The 20,228-nt window shown below is 63.2% G+C and carries 18 protein-coding genes; 10 read left to right on the top strand and 8 right to left on the bottom strand.

Annotated elements, in window-relative coordinates:
• Positions 1 to 182: 182 nt before the first annotated feature.
• Positions 183 to 1,244, top strand: a complete 1,062-nt coding sequence (locus CXQ96_RS16985; protein ID WP_104119187.1) for an IS110 family transposase — start codon at positions 183 to 185, stop codon at positions 1,242 to 1,244.
• Between the two features lie 501 nt (positions 1,245 to 1,745).
• On the top strand, positions 1,746 to 1,952 hold the full coding sequence (locus CXQ96_RS16990) for a hypothetical protein (RefSeq protein ID WP_104119188.1): 207 nt from the start codon (positions 1,746 to 1,748) through the stop codon (positions 1,950 to 1,952).
• A gap of 35 nt (positions 1,953 to 1,987) precedes the next feature.
• Here CXQ96_RS16990 and CXQ96_RS18200 read toward each other — a convergent pair whose 3' ends face one another.
• Entirely contained in the window at positions 1,988 to 3,445 is a 1,458-nt protein-coding gene (locus CXQ96_RS18200) for an insulinase family protein (RefSeq protein ID WP_133082923.1), read from the bottom strand.
• Positions 3,446 to 3,671: 226 nt separating this feature from the next.
• Here CXQ96_RS18200 and CXQ96_RS17005 point away from each other — a divergent pair, with 226 nt between their 5' ends.
• The 3 genes from CXQ96_RS17005 to CXQ96_RS17015 all read left to right on the top strand — a co-directional run bounded on the left by CXQ96_RS17005 (position 3,672) and on the right by CXQ96_RS17015 (position 6,047).
• Complete coding sequence (locus CXQ96_RS17005) at positions 3,672 to 3,893, top strand: hypothetical protein (RefSeq protein ID WP_104119191.1); 222 nt, start codon at positions 3,672 to 3,674, stop codon at positions 3,891 to 3,893.
• Between the two features lie 10 nt (positions 3,894 to 3,903).
• Positions 3,904 to 4,089: a hypothetical protein gene (locus tag CXQ96_RS17010; RefSeq protein ID WP_104119192.1), complete on the top strand. Its 186-nt coding sequence runs from the start codon at positions 3,904 to 3,906 to the stop codon at positions 4,087 to 4,089.
• Between the two features lie 488 nt (positions 4,090 to 4,577).
• Positions 4,578 to 6,047 (top strand): ParB/RepB/Spo0J family partition protein, encoded by a 1,470-nt coding sequence (locus tag CXQ96_RS17015; protein ID WP_104119193.1) that lies wholly within the window; start codon positions 4,578 to 4,580, stop codon positions 6,045 to 6,047.
• A 233-nt stretch (positions 6,048 to 6,280) separates the two neighbouring features.
• On the opposite strand, the gene CXQ96_RS17020 is transcribed toward CXQ96_RS17015, so the two are convergent.
• On the bottom strand, positions 6,281 to 6,577 hold the full coding sequence (locus tag CXQ96_RS17020) for a hypothetical protein (RefSeq protein ID WP_104119194.1): 297 nt from the start codon (positions 6,575 to 6,577) through the stop codon (positions 6,281 to 6,283).
• A gap of 66 nt (positions 6,578 to 6,643) precedes the next feature.
• The gene (locus tag CXQ96_RS17025) at positions 6,644 to 7,072 is read right to left on the bottom strand and encodes a hypothetical protein (RefSeq protein ID WP_104119195.1); all 429 of its coding nucleotides are present in this window, start codon (positions 7,070 to 7,072) and stop codon (positions 6,644 to 6,646) included.
• Between the two features lie 518 nt (positions 7,073 to 7,590).
• Between CXQ96_RS17025 and mobF the strand changes: the two genes are divergently transcribed.
• On the top strand, positions 7,591 to 12,351 hold the full coding sequence (mobF, locus tag CXQ96_RS17030; RefSeq protein WP_181036531.1) for a MobF family relaxase: 4,761 nt from the start codon (positions 7,591 to 7,593) through the stop codon (positions 12,349 to 12,351).
• A 31-nt stretch (positions 12,352 to 12,382) separates the two neighbouring features.
• Here the strand turns inward: mobF and CXQ96_RS17035 are convergent, their stop codons facing one another.
• The 4 genes from CXQ96_RS17035 to CXQ96_RS17050 all read right to left on the bottom strand — a co-directional run bounded on the left by CXQ96_RS17035 (position 12,383) and on the right by CXQ96_RS17050 (position 16,452).
• Entirely contained in the window at positions 12,383 to 13,156 is a 774-nt protein-coding gene (locus tag CXQ96_RS17035) for a DUF3093 domain-containing protein (protein ID WP_308662998.1), read from the bottom strand.
• Positions 13,153 to 14,754, bottom strand: a complete 1,602-nt coding sequence (locus CXQ96_RS17040) for a cytochrome c biogenesis protein ResB (protein WP_104119197.1) — start codon at positions 14,752 to 14,754, stop codon at positions 13,153 to 13,155. Before CXQ96_RS17040 ends, CXQ96_RS17035 begins: the two co-directional genes overlap by 4 nt.
• A gap of 139 nt (positions 14,755 to 14,893) precedes the next feature.
• Positions 14,894 to 15,508, bottom strand: a complete 615-nt coding sequence (locus CXQ96_RS17045) for a TlpA disulfide reductase family protein (RefSeq protein ID WP_258059179.1) — start codon at positions 15,506 to 15,508, stop codon at positions 14,894 to 14,896.
• A 194-nt stretch (positions 15,509 to 15,702) separates the two neighbouring features.
• The gene (locus tag CXQ96_RS17050; protein WP_104119199.1) at positions 15,703 to 16,452 is read right to left on the bottom strand and encodes a cytochrome c biogenesis CcdA family protein; all 750 of its coding nucleotides are present in this window, start codon (positions 16,450 to 16,452) and stop codon (positions 15,703 to 15,705) included.
• A 930-nt stretch (positions 16,453 to 17,382) separates the two neighbouring features.
• Between CXQ96_RS17050 and CXQ96_RS17060 the strand changes: the two genes are divergently transcribed.
• The 3 genes from CXQ96_RS17060 to lspA all read left to right on the top strand — a co-directional run bounded on the left by CXQ96_RS17060 (position 17,383) and on the right by lspA (position 18,923).
• On the top strand, positions 17,383 to 17,712 hold the full coding sequence (locus CXQ96_RS17060; protein ID WP_104119205.1) for a helix-turn-helix transcriptional regulator: 330 nt from the start codon (positions 17,383 to 17,385) through the stop codon (positions 17,710 to 17,712).
• Positions 17,709 to 18,317: a cadmium resistance transporter gene (locus tag CXQ96_RS17065; RefSeq protein WP_104119201.1), complete on the top strand. Its 609-nt coding sequence runs from the start codon at positions 17,709 to 17,711 to the stop codon at positions 18,315 to 18,317. The genes CXQ96_RS17060 and CXQ96_RS17065 overlap by 4 nt, the downstream gene beginning before the upstream one ends.
• An 87-nt stretch (positions 18,318 to 18,404) precedes the next feature.
• Positions 18,405 to 18,923 (top strand): signal peptidase II, encoded by a 519-nt coding sequence (gene lspA, locus CXQ96_RS17070; RefSeq protein WP_104119202.1) that lies wholly within the window; start codon positions 18,405 to 18,407, stop codon positions 18,921 to 18,923.
• Between the two features lie 105 nt (positions 18,924 to 19,028).
• Here lspA and CXQ96_RS17075 read toward each other — a convergent pair whose 3' ends face one another.
• On the bottom strand, positions 19,029 to 19,322 hold the full coding sequence (locus tag CXQ96_RS17075; protein ID WP_104119206.1) for a thioredoxin family protein: 294 nt from the start codon (positions 19,320 to 19,322) through the stop codon (positions 19,029 to 19,031).
• A 54-nt stretch (positions 19,323 to 19,376) separates the two neighbouring features.
• Here CXQ96_RS17075 and CXQ96_RS17080 point away from each other — a divergent pair, with 54 nt between their 5' ends.
• Complete coding sequence (locus CXQ96_RS17080) at positions 19,377 to 19,778, top strand: heavy metal-responsive transcriptional regulator (protein ID WP_104119203.1); 402 nt, start codon at positions 19,377 to 19,379, stop codon at positions 19,776 to 19,778.
• Positions 19,779 to 20,228 lie beyond the last annotated feature (450 nt).

Consider the following 20,228-nt stretch of genomic DNA (forward strand, 5'->3'; position numbering starts at 1 on the left):
CCTGTGCCAGCTGACACCCTGGACGCTACAAGACTGCAGATCCTGCGGCGCCCCACTACCAATGGAACAAGTCAGGAACGTGCGAATTTCGCTGTTCAGTGCTTTGTCCGCCCGGCCCGGTCAACCTTGGTCGCCTTCCGTTCGAGCGTGACCGTTAGGAGCAATGAGTGACAACGACAGCAATGACAACAGCGGTGGATCAGCCGATTAGGACCATCACGGTCGGCGTCGACACCCACTCAAAGGTGCACCACGCCGCAGTGCTCGATGATTGCGGAGCAATGCTGGGGGAGCGGCGGTTCACCACCGACGTCCGCGGCTATCAGGAGCTGTTGGACTGGGCTGCAGACTTCGGGATCATTAACGCGGTAGGAGTCGAGTGCACCGGCTCCTACGGAGCTGGCCTCACCCGCCACCTCCTGGCGGCCGGCGTCGACGTCGTCGAGGTGAACCGTAGCCACGCCCTCGTGCGAAGTCGCTCAGGTAAGAGCGACGCAATCGACGCTGAGGCTGCAGCCCGAAAGATCATGTCGGGGGAGTGCAAGTCGCCGGCTAAAGACACCAGCGGATCCGTAGAAGCCATCCGAAATCTGCACCTCGTGCGCGATTCCGCAGTCAAGTCCAGGACAGCTGCTTTGGTCCAACTTCGCGACGTGCTCGTCACAGCACCTGACGAGCTGCGTCATCGGCTGGATGCGAAGACCCTTCAGGCCAAGGCCATGCAGGCGAAGTCGCTTCGTCCGGACATGGCTCGGCTGCACGAGCCGGAGCAGGCGGTGAAGTACGCGCTGCGCGACCTCGGTCGAAGGATTTTCGACCTGACCGTCGAAATCAACGCCACTGACAAGCACCTCACCAGGCTCGCGACTGATGTCGCTCCGACGCTTATGGCTTTGCCTCAGGTCGGACCCGTGAGCGCAGCTCAACTACTGGTCACAGCCGGGCAGAACATCGAAAGGTTCCCTAGCGAAGCAGCGTTCGCCCGCCTCTGCGGGGTCGCACCTATCCCCGTCTCATCAGGAAAGACCAGCAGGATGCGCCTGCATCGCGGGGGCAACCGCCAGGCCAACAAAATCATCTACCTCATCGTGATTTGTCGGCTCCGCTACGATCCGCGTACTCAGGCTTACCGAGACCGAAAGCGAGCACTCGGACACTCAACTGCCGATGCAATCAGAAGCCTGAAACGATACGTCGCCCGTGAGCTGTACTACGCACTCAAGAAGGACCTGACGATGGCTTAGGGCTGATGGTCACACCCCGCGCTCTAGGTCCGGCTAGAGCTCTTGATTCGGCGCAGAGTCCGATTCAGTTCTACACTCTTCCGGCAACTTTCGGTATGCCCGAACAAGCAGGAACACCCCGACGATGCAAATGACCACCGCAGCAATGGAAATGATGATGTGATCCCTTGTGGGATCTTGAAGCAGCATCACCGGTATAGCGATACCAGCAAGAGTTCCCGCGATGATCTGTGCAAGGTAGTAGATCCGAGAGCGTCTGTCCTGTGGATGGACCCAAGGTTTCACGTATCAGCGCCTTCAGAAAGTTGCGAGAACAGGGTTGTCGCTGAGCATAACTTGTCTATAGGAACATCTCCCCCGGCCGCCGCCAGACACGCTGACGCGACCACACCCACCAGCCACGAGCTGCACCTACAGGGTTAGTCCGCCAGGCGACCTCCGGGTGCCGGCCGCGCCAGCACGTACAGTGAAATCACTCCACCGAGTAAGGAAGACACACGCATGGGAACCACGGACCACATCGCGCACACCACCCCGAGCATCACCATGACAACCCCGTTCAGCGAGAGCCTGGCCGTGCACTTCCCGCAGCTGACAGCGCCGACAGTGGAAGAACTGCTCGAGGACCGGGTAACGGCCGGACCCATCCAGTTCTCGCACGTTGACGTCGTGTGGACACCCGAGGCCGACAAGGATCTCCTCGCCTAAGAGGACCTGGAGCCGTGGCTTCTACTACGCCGTCACTAGCTGATGTCTGTCCGGTAGCTCAGGGAAGGATCGACCCGGCTTTCGATGAGGGCAAACGCCTCATGCCCCTTCGCGAACCAGGATTGTTGAAGTTCCATAGACGCGGCATCAACCCCGTGCAGTGCGATTCCGTAGGACGTGTATTCGAGTCCGCGAACGTCTTCCCACCGAATGGTGGTCACCACCTGGTCTACGAGACTAACGCCATCATCTCCGACCACGAGGCGAGCCTTCGATGGGACGCCTTGGAAGGAACCACGGAGGCTGCGCTTGAAGGCACGTCCAGACACCGGTTCGTGCTCTTCGCTACCGAAAGTATTCAGGGTGGGATCCGACGTAGTTGTTCCTTCGGGCATACCCACAATGAGTGTCGAGTCGAGCAAAGACAGAGCATCCTTCACCGACTGTGAAGTCACTGCAGCGGTTTCCGTAACCATCTGTTCCGGGCTGACGATCTGCTCGCCCACCAGGTGACGTCGGGCAGCATCGGCCGCGGCAACGACTGCTGAGCGAGGATCCGCGACGAAATCTGTGATGTCGTCCGTCAGCTGCTGCAACTCCAACTCCTCAGGCCCATCCAAGGCCAATTCTTGGAGCATGCGTCGAAGCTCGCTGCACACCAGTTCAGCATTCTCATTCCGCGGATCGGCGGTGAAGCACACAAGGCCCCGGCCACTACCACCCTCGAAAAGGTCGAACTCGATGTCATAGATCAACCCGCGCTGCTTTCTCAAATCAGCCAAGGCGCGCTGACAGACGATCTGCGCGATCGCGGAGGCGCTCGTTCTCGCCAACTCGGACCCGGACTCGTACTCGAAGGATAGGGCGAGGGGCGGCCCGCCCAACTCGAACCAGAGCGGCAACGGAAGGTTTTTAATCGGTGCCGCAGCGGAAGGACGCCGTGCGTCACCGGGAGGTAGAACGAGGGACAAACCCGGGGGAGGAGGGCCCGTCAGCGCCAGTGCCGCATTGCCTCTCGTAAGGAAGGTCCTGATGACTTCTGCAACAGCCTCCTGATCAATGCCTGTAAGTGCTGGCTGATCTACCCCTGCGAGCCCGAACGTGGAAAGACCGTACCTGCGAAGGAGGTGCTCTGCGACTGCTGGTCCTACGACAGATGAGGCTTCCGCAGCCAAGACCTTTTTTTCGACGTCTAAGGAGCCGAAATCGGGGGAGCAGATGTGTGCACAAACGTCCTTGAGGAACGCGACCACCTGCTCCGGACGACCGGTAGCTTCGAACGACGTGAAACTCAGTTCGACCGTAGCGTTGTGATCGTGCCGGGGCGACGGTACGCCGCTCATCACGACATGTTCGGCAAGATGAGTGATTCCCGATGTCACCAGGGACTCGTCTCGAACACCAACACGGAATACGAGTTCGGCACTCAGCGGAGGGGGACCATCGACCCAGAAAACTGGTATGCCATCGATCTCAGCCCTATTGAGTGTCATGAGTTGATCCTAGGTCGCCACAGGGACTCCTGATGGCGACACGAGTATGCGCGCAACCCGCCAGCTTGGCAGCCCCGATTCTTCGAGGACTTGTCTATAGGAACATCTCCCCCGGCCGCCGCCATGCACGCTGACGCGACCACCAGACCCAGCCACGAGCTGCACCACGGACTGACACCACCGAGACATACAGTGACACCAACTCACCGACCAGGAGGAGACAATCATGGGACCCGTGGACCACATCGCAAACCCCGAGCTGCCCGCTGCTCTGAGCCCTGACCTCAGCGCGAACCTGCAGGTGCACCTGCCCGAGCTGCAGGCGCCCACGCTTGAGGACTTCCTCGAGGACCAGCTCGAGAGCGGCCAGCCGAACGGATTCAGCGGCGTCGGACCCGTCGACGTCGCCGACGCCTCCGACGAGGCACGCCGCTTCTTCCAGGACTGACGCCGCAGCAGTGACCCAAAAGACACCACGGGCACCGCAGGCACTGGGGACCCCGCACCTGGCACAGTGCTGTATCTGCCGTGCCACCACGAAGCTCCTCGACGAGGGCAGGCCACTCCCCGAGGGCTGGCTGTACCGGACGATCACCGTCGACGTCGGCCGATACTACTGCCCCGACCACGCCGACCACGCCTGAACGGTGCAGATGAGTGAATGAGTATTTGAGTCTTTGAGTAGGGGCCGGCACCGATGGGTGCCGGCCCTTCGTCGTTGCTGGCGTTCCTGGCTGGCGGCCACGGGTGTGTCACCTGTAGTGCTTCCCTGGTTTCCGCTGGCGCTCCACCCAGGGCAATGGTCCTGCGCTTCGCTTCGGCCTGATGAGGCCCGGGCGCTCCTGCGTCGCACCCGACCCTGACGTTTTTTGCTGCTGTCCTACGGATTATGCGCCCCCGCTCCACAGCGTCAACCGGCTCCGCCGGCATCGGGTACACCGATCCTGTCCGGCGCTCCTGCGTCGCTTATTTCCTCCCAGGATCGGCGCACCCTCGCGCCTACGGCGTTGAGCACTGCTCCGTCGGGGACGAGCGATCGAGCTCGCCAGCAGGCAAAAAACAACGGGGGAAGGGTCCACTGCTGGTCACTACAGGGCCCCGACACCACCACTGCAACCAAGGAGCAACACTCATGAACACTCAGCCGACTATTCAGCCGACCTCCGCCCCGACGCTGGAGATGATTGACCCGCGCACGCTCACCGTCGACGTGAACGTGCGCAAGGACGCCGCCCTGACGCCCGAGTTCGTCGCGAGCATCAAGGAGCACGGCGTGATCGAACCCGTGATCGCACACCGCAAGGACAACGGCGACGGAACCACCACCGTGCACGTCCTGATGGGCCAGCGCCGCACCTGCGGCGCGGTCGAAGCCGACGCCGCCCTGATCCCGGTCATGGTTGTCGCCAGCCCCGAGGAAGCCGAGCGGATCACCACGCAGGTCGTGGAGAACATCCAGCGGTCCGCACTGACCGACGCCGACGAAGCCGATGCATTCCACCAGCTGTCCCTGCTGGGCGTGAGCGCGGCACAGATCGCCAAGAAGACCGGCCGCGCCAAGACCCAAGTCGAAGGAGCATTGAAGGCCAAGAAGAGCACCGCAGGGGAGGCCGCGCTGTCCAAGGGGCTGAGCATCGAGGAAGCTCTCGTGCTGGCCGAGTTCGAGGGCGACGAGGACGCCACCGAGGAACTGGAATCGGTCATCGCGGACGAGCCGGACATGCTCGCGCACGTCGCCCAGCAGATGCGCGACAAGCGCGCACGCGAGGAAGCCCGCGCCGCACTGGTGGCCGAACTGGAAGCCGCCGGAACCGTCGTCGTCAAAGATGTGAGCTACGGCTACTACCCGACGGACGAGAACGTGGTCGTCACCGGTCTGCTCCGAGCCGACGGAGAGCGAGCCACGGACGAAGACGCCAACGCCGTCTGCATCGCCAACAACTACCACGGCGACTACAGCACCATCCCGGTCGTCACCGGATGGAAGGAACTGGGTTTCACGCTCCGACACGCCACGAGCACAGCGGCCCCGAAGGGACCGATGAACGACGAGCAGAAGGCCGAGCGGAAGACCCTGATCGCGAACAACAAGGCCATGGAATCAGCGACGGTCGTACGCCGCGAATTCGTTCGGTCCCTGCTGGCGAAGAAGCAGGCACCCAAGGGCTGGCAGTACTTCACCGTCCACGCCCTAACCCACCACTCTCAGGTTGCCAGCGGTTACGAGGGAGCGGTGGCCGCTGAGATGGCCGGAGCGAAGATCGAGGGCAAGGAAACGTGGGGATGGAACCCGCTCCGCGACCACGTCGCGAAGACGACCACCCGCCCTGAGGTGTCCATGATCGCGCTGGTCTGCGCAGGGTTCGAGAAGACCATCGCCAAGGACTCGTGGCGCTCACCGAGTGCAAGCCACCTGACCTATCTCACGCAGTTGGTTAGTTGGGGGTACACGCCGAGCGAGGTCGAGCAGATCATCCTCGACAGCGCGAACAAGACCACCGAACCCGACGAAGACACCGAGGACACCGAGCACGACGAGACGTTCGAGGAAGTCCACGCGGACGAGGAGGAAATGATCGCGGAAGAGTACGCGGCCGAGTAGCACCGGGCACCGGTGGTGCAGGGAGCGGTAGCCCTGCACCACCAGCCCCGGCTACGGGAGAGGATGCCGGTCGGCTTACCGCTGGTGGGCTGGGCGGTTCGCCGCCGTTACGGGAACCTCGAGCTGTGGTCACCGGCGACGAACCGCCGTCCTCGCACTCAACTTCGCCCCGGCTCCGGTGCCGCGCACCAGGTACGCACGCCCGGCCGCGCCACACACCGACACGATCCGACTTACCTCGCGGTCGACAACGCCGCCGGCTTGCGAGCCGTCATCCTCCACGCCACACCGAAGTTTGATCCGGCTGCGAAACCGAAGATCCACGCGACCGGCACCGACCGGATGACCTCGGAGTTGCCCGCGAGTAAGAACAACACGGCCAGTGTTCCGGCCAAAACCAGTAGTGCTGCCCACGCCTGACGCGAGCCGAAGCGGAAAAGCCAGATCCCCAAACCCGCAGCAGCAACGAGAGCTGCGAAAGGCTGCCACGTCACAGCGGCTGCACCGAAGACGATGAGGGCAAGAGTCACGCAAGCGATGGCACTACCAAGAACCAGAAATCCCAGCGCAGATGCATGCCGTCGGAGCCTCACCCGCTACGCGGCCTTTGTCTCTGCTGCGACCTGTTCCACGACGTCGTCCGCTGTTGCCGCCAGCGCAGGCTCGGTCCGTCCTTCTCCGGAGGGCGAGCTGGTGCCGGCCCCTTCCAGGGCCCGCTTCATCTCAGCCGTGCTGAGCCCGAGTCGGGCGGCGACCGCTGCGCGGCTCTCGCCGGTGTCGAGCATCTGCTGCACCTTCGCGCCGGCTTCCTTCGCGGCCGCCTCGGCGTCTTCCTCGGCTTTCGCCAGGATCGCATCGGCCCGCTCCTGCGCATCGGCGCGGATCTGCTCGGCCTGCTGCTCCTGCTCGAAGAACTCCGCCGCCAGGTCAATCAACCGCTCGTGCCGCTCGGTCAATTCCTGAGCCTTCGCCCTCGCCTTTTCCCGTGCCGCTACCTGCTGCGCTGACTTCCTCGGTGCTGCCATGATGACTCGTCCCCTTCACTCATCCTGCGTTCCATACGCGCCCCGGGCGCGACTTGCGAACCGACGCACTTTCCCTGCCAAACCTAACGGTTAGCGGCCGACCCGAACCGATCACCGACCATGCCCGACGTCACCGCCAGCACCCATGAGATACCCATGCGGACCTCGCTGACGCTCGGACTGGATCTAACGGACGTTGACCACACGTGGACAGCTCCGAGATAAGCCAACGTCTCTCCGCTGCCCACCTGGTCGATAACGTCCGTTAGCGGTTCCACACAATCGAACGATCCGTGGATAACGGAAATCGTGTTACCCACCGCTCATTCTCATGTGCACAACCGCATTGAGATTCGATGGACCAATCGTACTGGTTTCCACGGCGCTTCATCTGGGTTTCCTCCTCCGTCGTCACCATGCGATTTCGCACCCCTCCAACCAAAACAATCTGTCACACCTCTTGCACTTATGTGAGTGAGGTCGACAATCGCGTCCCTGCCCGCGAGAATAGGGCTGTGATGACCGTCCATAAGCTCAGTGCTGGGGACGGTTACGCCTACTACACCTCTGAGGTCGCCAGCGCCGACGAGCTGCGCGCAGGGGACCGGGAGCTGGGGGACTACTACACCGTCGAGGGCATGCCTCCTGGCCAGTGGGTCGGCCACTCAGAGCAACTACTGAACGTCTCCGGTGAGGTCACCGAAGCGCAGATGAAAGCCCTCTTCGGTGAGGGAATCAAGCCCAACGCGGCGCAAATACTTGCCGACGGAGGCTCTAAGGAGGATGTGGCCTTGGGGAAGGCGTACCTCCAATTCGGCGCAGCGGACACCGAAATGACCCGTCGCATTGAGGAAGAATCAGCACGGTTCCGCAGGCTCGGTGGCCCCGAATGGGCCGGTCCTGAAAACGCAGACAAAGCGCTGCCGAAGGACGTCCTGCACGAAATTCGGTTCCGGGTCGGTGGTGAGCTGTTCCGTGAGTCCCACGGCCGGAACGCCCGCAGCAACGAGGAACTTGCTCGCTACGTGACCGCGCAGACGGCGCCCAAGCAGCAGACAGTAGCTGGGTATGACCTGGTGTTCTCTCCCGCCAAATCGGTGTCCCTGCTGTGGGCGCTCGGGGGCGACGAAGCGCGTCAAGCCGTCGAGGCTGCCCACAACGAAGCCATCGGCGAGACCATCACTTTCCTCGAGAAGAACGCCGCCTACACCCGCCGTGGACCCCAGGGTGTGCGGCAGATCAACGTGGAGCACGGACTGGTAGCAACCCAGTTCCGGCACTACGACTCCCGCGCCGGCGACCCGCAGCTGCACGACCACGTCGTCATCGCGAACAAGGTCATGGGTACCGACGGGAAGTGGTCCTCCCTCGATGGACGGACCCTCTACAAGATGGGCGTCGCCGCGTCCGAGACGTACAACGCGAAGGTCATCGAGAAGGTCTGCGCGTCCCTCGGAGTCAGCACCGTCGCCCGGACCGCCGGTGGCGGGGAGCCTATCTACGAGGTCGCCGGCATCGACCTGGACGCCATCCACCGGGCCTCCTCGAGGCGCACGAACATCGCCGGAGCGATCAACCGGTTGGAGTCGGAGTTCACCGACAAGCACGGGTACGCGCCCAGCGATAAGCAGAAGATTGCCCTGGCACAGCAGGCCACACTGGAGACTCGACCAGAGAAGAAGAGTGCCCGCCGCCTCTCCGAGCTGGTCGAGGAATGGGAGAAGGACTACAGCATTGGACTGGACGGTGGGATGGGCATGCCGGTCGGGCCAGCACTCCTCGAGCACGTCCGCAGCGCCGCCATCTCAGCAACTACTGGCACGTCCGCCGGCCCCAATGTTGCGGACGTCGACGCGCACGAGCACGCCCGCGACATCGTTCACGAACTGTCAGCCAAGCGCGCTTCATGGGGGCGAAACCATGTCATCGCCCAGACCCGCCGCCACCTCAAAGACGCCTTTCCCGGACAAACGATCACCGACGAAACCGTGGAGAAGGTCACCCGCTCGGTCATCGCCACCCACAGCCTCCAGGTCACGCCCGAGGCCTTCACACCAAGCCTGCGTGAGTTCCTGCGGGCCGATGGATCGAGCCAGTTCCAGCAGGCCGATACTTCCCTGTTCACTTCCCACGAGGTCCTGAACGCTGAGCACAGGATCCTCGCCGCCGGACAGAAAAGCGTCATCCCGGCCGTGTCCATGGAACGCTTCGATGCAGTCCTGGCGCAGCACACCGAAGCGGTAGCGAAGGCCGGTAAGCCATCCCTGTCCCAGGGGCAGATCGACCTGGCGCGCGTATTCGCCACTGCCGAGAAGCTGCTCACCCTCGGCATCGGACCGGCAGGAACGGGTAAGACGACCAGCCTGTCCCTTGCCGCCGACGCCGTCCGCGACACCGGCGGACGGGTCATTGGACTCGCCCCCACCGCCGCCGCGGCCGCCGTCATGACCGTAGACCTCGGAGCCGAAGCGACGACCATCGACGCGTTCCTGGCCACCCACCGCAACCAGCAAGCCGGTACGAGCGCCAATACAGGAGCCTTCGCTCTCGGGGCCGGGGACGTGATCATCGTCGACGAGGCCGGCATGGTGACCACCCCGAAGCTCGCCGACGTCGTCGCCATCGCTGCCCGCAATGGTGCCGTCGTCAGGGCTATTGGAGATGACCGGCAGCTCGGAGCCATCGGCTCCGGCGGGGCGCTGCGCCTGCTCAACAACGAGGTCGGAGCGGTCCGCCTCGAGGAAGTCCACCGCTTCCGAACCGAGGGTGAGTCAGAGGCATCCCTGGCGCTGCGCGAGCCACCCGCCGCCGGTGTGGACACCCCGTTCCACTGGTACCTCGAGAACAAGCGCGTCACCGCCGGCACCACCGAAGCCATGACGCAGGACGCCCTTGCCGCATGGATGACCGACACCCAGGCAGGCAAAACTTCGCTGCTGGTCGCCACCGACAACGCGACCGTCACCGACCTCAACGCCCGCGCTCAGGCCGCCCGTATCGCCACCGGCGACCTCACCGACGGCACCGGAGCGATCACCGAGGCAACACCGTCCGTCGTGCTCCGCGACGGCCTGCGCGCCTACGCGGGCGACACCGTCGTCACGCGTAAGAACGACCGCACCCTGCAGGTCAACCAGGGCAAGGACTTCGTGAAGAACAACGACGTCTGGACCGTCGAAAAGGTCACCGCCGACCCAGCCGCCAACACAGCCACCAGCAAAGCCGCCGACGCAGCTGCAGGGCAGGAGCGGCAGCGCATCACCCTCCGGCATGCGGGGCACCGGGGGCGGATCACCGTCGACGCCGAGTACCTCCACGAGTACGGGCAGCTCGGCTACGCCGCGACCGTGCACCGCGCCCAGGGCGCCACCGTGGACACCGCGCACGCCATTCTCGATGAGCGGACCGACCGTGCCGGCGCCTACGTCGCCGCCACCCGGGGACGGGAGACGAACCGTCTTTACGTCGCGCTCGGCTACGACAACGACCAGACCGTGACCCGCGACAGTGTCCTGTCCACCATCACAGCGAATTACGACCGCACCCTGTCCGCGCATGAAGCAGTACGGTTAGAGGCCGTCCGCACCGGTGACGTTGCGACCCTGGCGGGCGTCTACAACGAGGTCGAGAACGCCGCGTGGGGGGCCAAGACCAGGACCATCGCCGCCGAGGTGATCGGGCCGCGGACCGCCGTGCAGTTCACTTCGCACGAAGCATGGGGAGCGGTAGCTACCCACCTGCGTACAGCCGAAGCCCGGGGACTTGACCCCGCAGCACTCCTCGCCCAGGCCGCCGGCGTCAGCCGTGACAGCACCGGACGCGGACAGCACGCCGACACCGGGCACCTGCGCGGGTTCGACGGCGCCCAGGACCCGGCAGCTGTCCTCGCGTACCGGCTCGAGCAGTGCATCGACGCCGCCACCAGCCTCCTCACAAACGCCGACCAGCGCCCCCTCGGGGCCGTATCCGATGAGCACCTGGCCCGCCTCGCACAGCAGGCCATGAAGCACGCAGCAGGAACCGAGCTGCCGCGCCGGTCGTCCGGTGAAGTGCCGATGGACACGCAGTGGGCGGGTCGCCCCTTCGCCCTCATGCGGACCGACAAGCTCACCGACGCTCGTACCGACGCCCTGCAGAAGGTGCAGGGTATCGACCCAACCCAACCCGTCGACGCCACAACCCGGAAGGCGCAGTGGACGGTGCAGGCGATGACCGTCGAGCTGGAACGACGCCAGGATCTCTCCCCGCCGCAGGCCGCGATCGAGCGCACCGCACGCGGGGAGGACCCCCGCGCCGCACACCAGGTCACCATCGGTGAGGCCATCCGGTACGAGCAGCAACTCCGCGCCGTCACACTGCCACAGGCCGATAGGCCGATCAAGTCTCCGGCGGCCGCCGGGACGGTCAGTGATGACCTCGCACCGTCCATGCTTCTGCGTGATGAGCTGGTGCCGGCCTCCTATCGAACCGAGCTTGACCGCCTCAGGACGCACCTTGAGCAGAGGGTCGTGGTTCGTGGCGCGCAGCTCGCGGAAGAGAAGCCAGCGTGGACGAACACGCTCGGCCCCGTGCCCGGTAGGCAAGCGAAGGCAGCCGAGTGGCACAGCATCGCGGCCGAAACCGAGGCGTACCGGAACCGGTACAACATCGGCACCCACGAGACGGCGCTGATCCCCAAGCAGTACCGGGATGACCCGACCGCGCAGCGCCTCATCGAGCGGGCCACTGCCCTCCATAAGCACAGCGAGCTCACGACTGTCGCACCGCGAACAACCACACAGATCCAGCAGAGCACTGACGAGGCAGCGATCCTCGACCGCATGACGACCGAGCAGGCAGCAGCCCGACGCGTCATCGACCGGATGCGTGCAGAACGCGCCGCCGCCGGCGACCCCCTGCCGGCGCCGCAGCAACGCGAAGCACGCATCGTGAACGCCGTACAGGACGAACCAGTAGCGCAGCAAGGCGACGACATGTCGGCCGCGGTTGCCCGTGTGCTCGCCAGGCACCGCGCGGCCGCCGAAGGCGCTGCAGGCGGACCACCGTTTAAGGCGAAGGACCAGAATCAAAAGGAGACAACAGTGAGCGAGAGCAACGGCACTGCTGCAAGTCGCACCAAGGCAGGTAGAGGAATCAGCCAACGACAGGCCGAACTCATCGAGAGCAGGAAGACCACTGCCGCGGAGCGGCAGAATACTGAGAAAGCATCGAGACGGGATGGGGCTGCGGCTACCCGGAGGGCAGAGCAAGCGAAAAAGGATAACGGACGATCGCTATGAAGGTGAGAGTAAACCAAAGGTCTATCGAGGGTTATGCCTCAGTTCCGTTGAGCACGTGGCTGAGTTGTTTGGCGTGACCTGATGAGACGAGCCAGTAGGGTGTTCGGTCTTCCTTGTCCGATAGTTCGATTCGGACGACGCCGTCGATCCATCCGCGGATGCAGAGAAAAGCCAGGCCATGCAGGTGGGTGCCTCGTTGCGCCGTAGCGTTCGCGCCAGCGAAACTTTGGGCCCGACCCACATATTGGCGTTCGATGCGAGCTCGTCCTACATGTAGTTCGGTGGGTGTGACGCGGATCGTGGGTGTTGAGGTGAGGAGCGCGAAGATGAGGCCGAGCAGGGTCAGTACGGATGCGGCGACGCCGATCAGCATGTCGATGGGCGCGAAAACGATGGCAGGAACAAAAGCTAGGCCTACTGTGATAATCCAAATCCAGAAGCTCGGGTAGAGACGCTCCTCGTATAGGACTTCGCTCTCCTGCCCTGCAGATTTCGTGTGTTGTGGGGTGAGGCCGGGTATTTCGTGTGGCTGGTACATGAGTGTGGTCCGGTCTATTGGCTGAATGGTGGCGCCTACTGCCTTGGAGCGTGTGTGGCGAGGTTGCTTGGTGAGGATGATTCCGACGATGAACAGGAGTGCGGCGGCGGGGTAGCCGGTCACTGCGTCCCAGAGCGGGGACATGTGGGGTTGGCGTTGTGGCGTACTGGCGAGGAGATGCCCGACGCCGGTCAGAAGCCCGAGTGTCATCAGGATCGGTCCGACGAATCGTCGCGTTCTTGTGGCGATAGATTTTTTGGCGGTCACATCTGCTGCGGTGTGTCAGGTGATGGCTCGGGCTTTTTCTGCTCGTTTTTGCTCGGGGTGACACCCCAGTGGGAGGACAGTGCTTGCTCGAGTTTGATGGCCTCGTTTCGCAGGCCCGAGTCTTCTCCTCGCGCGAGGAGTCCGTACTCAAGGGTGGTGCCTCCCTCTGGTGTTGCACGGGCTTTGATCCATACGCGTCGACGCGCGGTGATGAGCGAGAGGATGAGTCCGGTCAGGGCGAGGGTGGAGAAGATCAGGGCGCCGATCTTGCCTGGGTCATAGGTGATGTCGAGGGCGACGAAGCGTTTCAGACTGTCGAACGTGATGGACCCTCGGCCGTCAGGTAGCTCGTAGGTTTGCCCGGGCTCGAGCACGATGCCGCCTGCGTTCAGGTCCCGCCCGTTGAGTTGGGTGAGGTTCGTGGTGTCCAGTTGGTATACGGACCGGGGCGTTCCATCGTCCAAGCCGAGATCACCGTAGTAGGAGTTGAGGTTCAACCTCGGGTTGAAAGGATCCGGGTCGGAGCCGAAGGCCAGGCCTTCACTATTCACGACGGCGGTCGGCAGGAAGAAGCCGACGAATCCGAGCTGATCAGGATTCGCGTCGGGCGCTTTGATGACGATCGTTGAGGTGTAGGCCGAATCCGTGGGCTGGGACGGGACGGGGCCGGAAAAGGCGATGTTCCCTTCCCCGTCGCGGACCTCGACTACGGGAGCGTATCCGTTCCCGACGAGATACACGTTGGTGCCGCCGATGCCGATGGGGGAGTTGACCTTCAGGACCCGGTCCTCAGCGCGCTGGTCAGGGCTTTCCTGCACGGTCATCCGCGCGGTGAAGTCCAGGGGCTGGCCATAGGTGGATTGTTCGTCCCGGTTGAACCGGACATCGAAGTCGTCCAGGGTCAGCGCGAAGGGGGTCAGGGTGTCTGGGTTGAAGTTGGTGCCAGGGGAGAAGGAGTCGTAACCGATAAGGGCGTTGGTGAACCCTTCCCCTTCGACGATGAGTTTCTGTCCCCGGTAGCCGAACATGCCGCCGATGGCGACGGATACCAGCACTCCGATCAGAGCGGTGTGGAACAGCAGGTTCCCTGCTTCCTTCATAAAACCCCGCTCGGCACCCACGGACGGTGTGGCCGTGTCTGCGTCGCGGATGTCGACCCTGTATCGGAGCTTCCGCAGAATTGCCGCTGCGTCCTTGACTGCTGCGGCCGGGTCGGGGGCGGGCATCCCCGCGCCGCCATCGTTCAGGACGATGCTTCCGTGTTGGGGGAGTCTCGCGAACCGGCGGGGGGTGCGCGGGGGTGCTGATCGCAGGGCCTTGAGGTGGGCTTTGGTGCGGGGGAGGACGCATCCGACGAGGGACGTGAAGAGAAGGAGGTAGATCGCCGAGAACCAGACCGAGGAAAAGACGTCGAACATCTGCAGGCGGTCAAGCCAGGGACCCGTGTCGGGGTTGTCCTTCAGGTACTGGGTGACGACAGCAGGATTGGCTCGGCGTTGCGGGAACAGGGACCCGGGAACGGCGGCCACGGCCAGCAGCAGCAACAACTGCAGGGCTGTCCTCATGCTGGTGAGCTGCCGCCATACCCAACGGAGCATCTCGCCGGCGCTCAGACTGGAGACCGAGATATCGGGGGTCTGCTCCGGCCGCGAATCAAGACCCTGGTCAGGCGCCTGGCCGGGAGCGTCCTCCAGGGTTTGGTTGGTTGTTTGTCCGGGTGTTTGTCCGGGTGTGGGGTCAGCTGGCATCGTCGGTTCTCGCCGTCGTGGACGGGAGGGGCGTCACAGGGTTGTCTTCAGCCAGTGCGTCTGCGATCAGGGTTTTCAGGGTGCTTTCGTCGGCGATGCCGAGGATGCGGGCGCTGACACGGCCCTGCCGGTCGAGGACCAGGGTGGTGGGCACAGCCTGCGGCGGTACATAGCTGGTCAGGCTCAGGAGCAGTTTCCCGTCGCGGTCTCCGAAGCTGGGATAGGTGATGCCGAAGTTCCGTTCGAACGCCTCAGCCGTGGGCTTTTCGTCGCGAACGTTGATGCCGTAGAACCTGACGCCCTCGGGTGCGAAGGAGGTGCTCAGCGTTTGCAGCATGGGTGCTTCGACCCGGCAGGGGGCGCAGGCGGCGTACCAGACGTTTAGGACGACGACGTTGCCGACCCATTGGTCGGAATCGACGGTCGTTCCGTCGTAGAGCTCACCCTTGACGTCCACGGGTTCGCTTCGGGTGTCGGGAGCGTATTCGGCGACCGACCCGTCACCGGCGATGTAGTTCTTGTTGTCGCCGGCGTTGGCCTGCTCGGCAAGGGAGTTGTTCTGCGCCGAGCATCCGGTGATGAGCAGTGTCGCCGTCACCAGCAGAGCTACGAGTGTCGATGCGCGGGTGCGGGGGCGCGGGCTACCCGGCGCCGACGCATTCTGTAGGGGCGTATGCGGCGCCGGTGGAGTCCTTGGTGCGTGGGGTGGATTTGGGTTGGTGCGGGCGGGGGCACTCATGGGGCGATCTCTTCTCGATCGTGGTGTGTGCGGGGGAGGGGATGCGTTTGGTGGAAGCATTAGACGGGGGTGAGAAAGGTTCCTGCGAGGTTTTGGAGCTGGTAGATCCACAGCATCCAGACGCCGGTCACCATGAGGACTCCGACCATGACGAGCAGGGCGCCGCCGATGAGGTTGAAGACGCGGATGTGGCGTCGAACGAAGGACAGTGCGGTGGTGACCCACTGAACTCCGAGCGCGACGAGGATGAACGGTATGCCCAGGCCGAGGCAGTAGACGAAACCGAGGAGCGCTCCACGCCACGCTGTGCCGGTGGTGGTGCTCAGGGCCAGGACAGCGCTGAGGGTGGGGCCCATGCAGGGTGTCCAGCCCAGACCGAAGACCACGCCGAGCAGGGGTGCGCCGGCGATACCGGTGCGGGGCCGCCAGGACATTTTCGCGGTTCGCTGCAGGAACGGAAGCCGGCCGACCAGTGCCAGTCCCATGACGATGACGAACACGCCGAGGACCCGGATCAGGGGGTCTTGCCAGCGTAGAAGCCAGGAACCGATGACACCGAACGCGGCACCGTAGAGGGTGAACACGAGGGCGAAGCCGAGGATGAACAGGGCGACACCGGTCAGCAGTCTGCGCCGGTTGTCCGGGCGGCCGGGTTCTGCCAGTCCGGAAACGTAGCCCAAATAGCCGGGGATGAGCGGCAGGATGCAGGGGGAGAGGAAGGATACGAGCCCTGCGATCATCGCCAGAGGTATTGCGGCCAGCAGCGCTCCGGATTGGACGCTGTCTGCGAAGTATTCGCCGATGGTCATCAGCGGTGTACCTGCGAGGCCGCGATCGTCGTCGAGTAGCGATGGGTTTGAGGGTGATGCGGGGAAGTCATGGGTGGGTCCTTGGAACGCGGCGGCACGCAGCACGAGCGTGAAGGCGCCGCGCGAAGAGTAGGGCGAAGCTCGTCCAGTAGTTATTGAACCTGGCGAAGGAGTGAGGCGGGCTCGAGGAAGGCGCTAAATCCTAGATGCGGCTGATCGACAGTTGAAGCAGGCAAACGCCGCTCGAGCGCAGAGGGGCCGCAACAGACGGTAGTAATTCGCGCGTCCTGTTGCCCCCGGGCAGGAAAACCATGGCTCGCAGACAGTAAAAACCAATGAGACCGGCAACGACGAGCACCATGGAACACAATGCGGTCGCCACCAAATGCCCATCAGGACAGGCGGCAGCACAGACATCTCCCAGAAGGATGTCCTGACCGAAATCTAGCCCGATAAGGGGGGACGGAGCCTGCTGAAGAACCTCATTAGGTATCAACGCTGCGGGAGAGACGAAAACCTGCTCCGTCATAGTTATGGAGGAGGACTGTACAGGTGCACTGCTGCTGTTGGAGAGCGCGGGCCCGGCCCACACGTGCAGGATGGTGATGCCCAGCAGGAGCACGAGGACTCGCAGGTGCCACCGGGCGGGCGAGGGAACGGCGGAGGGATTCAAGAGCATCATCTGATGCATGACTCTCCCAACGTTCCTGCTGAATCGTTCGTTTTAAACGGCCTGACCTTGCCTCATTCTACCGGCGGACAGTGACGGCCCTGATCAAATGAGCGTGCCTGTAGTACTCAATCTGGGCCCGCGGCCGATGTCAGGAGAGCGGCACGGGTACATCTGGTGACGAGATCGGCCTTCCTGACCGATTCAGCCACTCATGTATAGTACAGCGCGTGCTGACTAATGAACGATACCTCGATGTGATGAACAGGCTAGGACGGGCGATGGCCGATCCGACCCGGTCTCGCCTCCTCATGACCCTGCTCGACCATCCCGCCTATCCGGCGGACCTGGCCCGTGAGCTGGAGCTCACCCGGTCAAATGTTTCCAATCATCTTGCGTGCCTTCGGGATTGCGGAATCGTCATTGCTCGCTCCGAAGGTCGGCAGACGCGCTACCAGATCGCTGATCCGCACCTGGCTAAGGTCCTGACGTCCCTGGTTGAAGTGAGCCTCGCAGTCAATGAGGGAGCGCCGTGCCTGGATGCTGGATGTTCTCTGCCGGGTTGCCAGGATGCGGTGGTCACCGCGTGATTCTGTCCTCAGTTCTTCCAGCTATCGGCCTGTTCTTTCTCACCAACATCGATGACATCATCGTCCTCGCCCTGTTCTTTGCCCGCGGAGCGGGACAACGAGGAACTACAACCCGAATCCTCGGCGGGCAGTACCTCGGTTTCATCGGGATCCTGGGCGCCGCGGTACTCGTCTCCCTCGGGGCAGGTGCTTTCCTTCCCGAGGAGGCCATCCCCTACTTCGGCCTCATACCTTTGCTGCTGGGTCTTCGGGTTGCATGGCAGGTATGGCGCAACCGAGACGACGACGACGATGATGACGACGAGTCGAAAGTTGCCGGGAAAAAGGTTGGTGTCTTCACTGTCGCTGCTGTGACCTTCGCCAACGGTGGCGACAATATCGGGGTTTATGTCCCGGTCTTCCTGAACGTCGGACCGATCTCCGTCGTCGCCTACTGTGTGGTCTTCCTCGCCCTGGTGATCGTCCTCGTGTGGCTCGCCAAGTTCGTAGCCACACGACGTCCTGTCGCTGAGGCCCTTGAACGCTGGGAGCACATCCTGTTCCCGGTCGTCCTCATTGCTCTTGGCCTGTTCATTCTTATCAGTGGTGGAGCGTTCGGCCTGTGACGACGTGCACCTACCTCCGTCCAGGCGGCGCCAGGTTTCCCCCCAGATTGTTAACACCGCGCCAAGCGGCAACAACGGGAAAACGCGATGAGTAAGGACAAGCCCGCTGCGTCCGCTGCATGGAGAGCACGCAATAGAGCCCGGGCGTGGATGCTGGTCGGGTCTTTGATCCTGGTTGGTATTGATCTCGCCGTGAAAGCCGTCGTCGAGCTACAGCTGCGCGAGGGCCAAACCATCGAAGGTGGACCCGTGGACTTGCGGCTGCACTTCAACCCGGGTGTCGCTTTCAGCTTCGGAGCCGATCTACCGCCGATCGTCATCCTGCTCGGCACTGGAGCGATCATCGCGGGTCTGACATGGTTCCTCCTGGCGTCGGCCGAGACGCTGGGCCGGCTCGGCCTGATAGGCGGGGCAATGGTTCTCGGCGGCGCGCTGGGCAATTTCCTCGACCGGTTGGCCGGCGGTGGTGTGGTCGACTACCTTCACGTCTCCTGGTTCTCCACTTTCAACCTGGCTGATGTCTTCGTCTCGGTCGGTGTCGGGCTACTGATCCTGGAAACCCTGTTCAGCACCCGCGGCCGCACCCCTGAGCCGCGCGACTCCTGACCTCCTACCGGTGGTTTCATCTATCGCTCCCGCAACGGACGCACGCATGAATACGGACCTGTTCGCCTGCGCAGGGATTGCCTCCGTGATCCCTGCGGCGGTCACCTAGCCGATGATGGATTTGAGTTGCGCCATGCTTGGTGCGCCCGCGGAGCCTTTGTCGGTCATGTACCTGCGGCAGGCGAGCCCTACGGGGGTGGTTGCGTCGCCGAACGCGTCGATGCCGTCAATCAGGATGGTGGGAGAGCCGTGAAAGCTCATGCGTTCGGCTTTTTCCGCCGTGTCAATGAGCTGGTAGTTGAGTGCGATGTCTGGGCGTTCCGTCGAGAGTAGTCGCAGCCGTTCATCAACGAGGGTCCAGTTCGGGCAACCATCAAAATACTGCAGGGTGATGTCCATGCGCTCACCGTAAACCTTGTAGTCCACTACAAGGGCAAGCGTTAGGCTCTGGTGATGCTGATCGGGGAGCTTTCCGCCGTCACTGGCGTGGGACGTCAGGCCATCCGCTTCTACGAGCGTCAGGGCCTCATACCTGAACCTGGACGAGCTGCAAATGGTTATCGGTCATACAATGCGACAGCCATCGGCCGGCTACGGTTCATCCGCACAGCGCAGAGTGCCGGTCTTGCCCTGGCCGAGATTGCGCAGGTCCTCCACCTACGTGATGCGGGTCAGATGCCTTGCACGCATGTGACACTCGTCCTAGAGCAGAAGCGGGCAGAGGTGCGGGCGCGGCTGCAGGAACTCGCCGATCTGGCAGACGAGCTCGAGATGCTCCTAGAGACCGGCCGCACCCTCGACCCGGCCGCCTGTGGACCATCAGATATCTGCCACATCCTCACATCCAAGACATGACTCACACCAAGCGTTCGGACGCCTACCGCCACATCGGTCTTACACTGGCGCATGACACTCCTGCGTCGAAGCAGCGGGACTAGCCGCAGCAGTCCGCCAAGCCCGGCCACAGCGCACTGTTCGTGCTGTGGCCGACGCCTAGAGGTAAAGAAGCTGCATTCGCTGGCCGGCGGTAGCGCCCACATTTGTCGGAGATGCGGGCTCTGGGTCGCAGTCCATCGCCGATAACACGCGGCGCTCCTGACACCCATACTTGCTCCACTGCACTCCGGGAGCTGATCTCAATCACACTCAGCAGCGCCTAACGAGACTGTCCAGGATGCTCCCTAGAAACCATCGGACGATGGGCGGAGAAGAGCAGCCGCGTCAACATTACTGGCAACGGTGCATATTCGTTTCCGAACTATTCCTTGAACCCGCTTTGGGTTCCTGCGTTGTGGTGCCACTGTC

Origin of the sequence: Arthrobacter sp. B1805, from assembly GCF_002929745.1 — a bacterium.
Lineage (GTDB): Bacteria > Actinomycetota > Actinomycetes > Actinomycetales > Micrococcaceae > Arthrobacter_D.

Excerpts from the sequence above, each read along its gene's own strand:
- CXQ96_RS16985 (WP_104119187.1), top strand. The coding sequence starts at position 183 with ATGACAACAGCGGTGGATCAGCCGATTAGGACCATCACGGTCGGCGTC.
- CXQ96_RS16990 (WP_104119188.1), top strand. The coding sequence starts at position 1,746 with ATGGGAACCACGGACCACATCGCGCACACCACCCCGAGCATCACCATG.
- CXQ96_RS18200 (WP_133082923.1), bottom strand. The coding sequence starts at position 3,445 with ATGACACTCAATAGGGCTGAGATCGATGGCATACCAGTTTTCTGGGTC.
- CXQ96_RS17005 (WP_104119191.1), top strand. The coding sequence starts at position 3,672 with ATGGGACCCGTGGACCACATCGCAAACCCCGAGCTGCCCGCTGCTCTG.
- CXQ96_RS17015 (WP_104119193.1), top strand. The coding sequence starts at position 4,578 with ATGAACACTCAGCCGACTATTCAGCCGACCTCCGCCCCGACGCTGGAG.
- CXQ96_RS17025 (WP_104119195.1), bottom strand. The coding sequence starts at position 7,072 with ATGGCAGCACCGAGGAAGTCAGCGCAGCAGGTAGCGGCACGGGAAAAG.
- mobF (WP_181036531.1), top strand. The coding sequence starts at position 7,591 with ATGACCGTCCATAAGCTCAGTGCTGGGGACGGTTACGCCTACTACACC.
- CXQ96_RS17040 (WP_104119197.1), bottom strand. The coding sequence starts at position 14,754 with ATGCTCCGTTGGGTATGGCGGCAGCTCACCAGCATGAGGACAGCCCTG.
- CXQ96_RS17050 (WP_104119199.1), bottom strand. The coding sequence starts at position 16,452 with ATGACCATCGGCGAATACTTCGCAGACAGCGTCCAATCCGGAGCGCTG.
- CXQ96_RS17060 (WP_104119205.1), top strand. The coding sequence starts at position 17,383 with ATGAACAGGCTAGGACGGGCGATGGCCGATCCGACCCGGTCTCGCCTC.
- lspA (WP_104119202.1), top strand. The coding sequence starts at position 18,405 with ATGAGTAAGGACAAGCCCGCTGCGTCCGCTGCATGGAGAGCACGCAAT.
- CXQ96_RS17075 (WP_104119206.1), bottom strand. The coding sequence starts at position 19,322 with ATGGACATCACCCTGCAGTATTTTGATGGTTGCCCGAACTGGACCCTC.
- CXQ96_RS17080 (WP_104119203.1), top strand. The coding sequence starts at position 19,377 with ATGCTGATCGGGGAGCTTTCCGCCGTCACTGGCGTGGGACGTCAGGCC.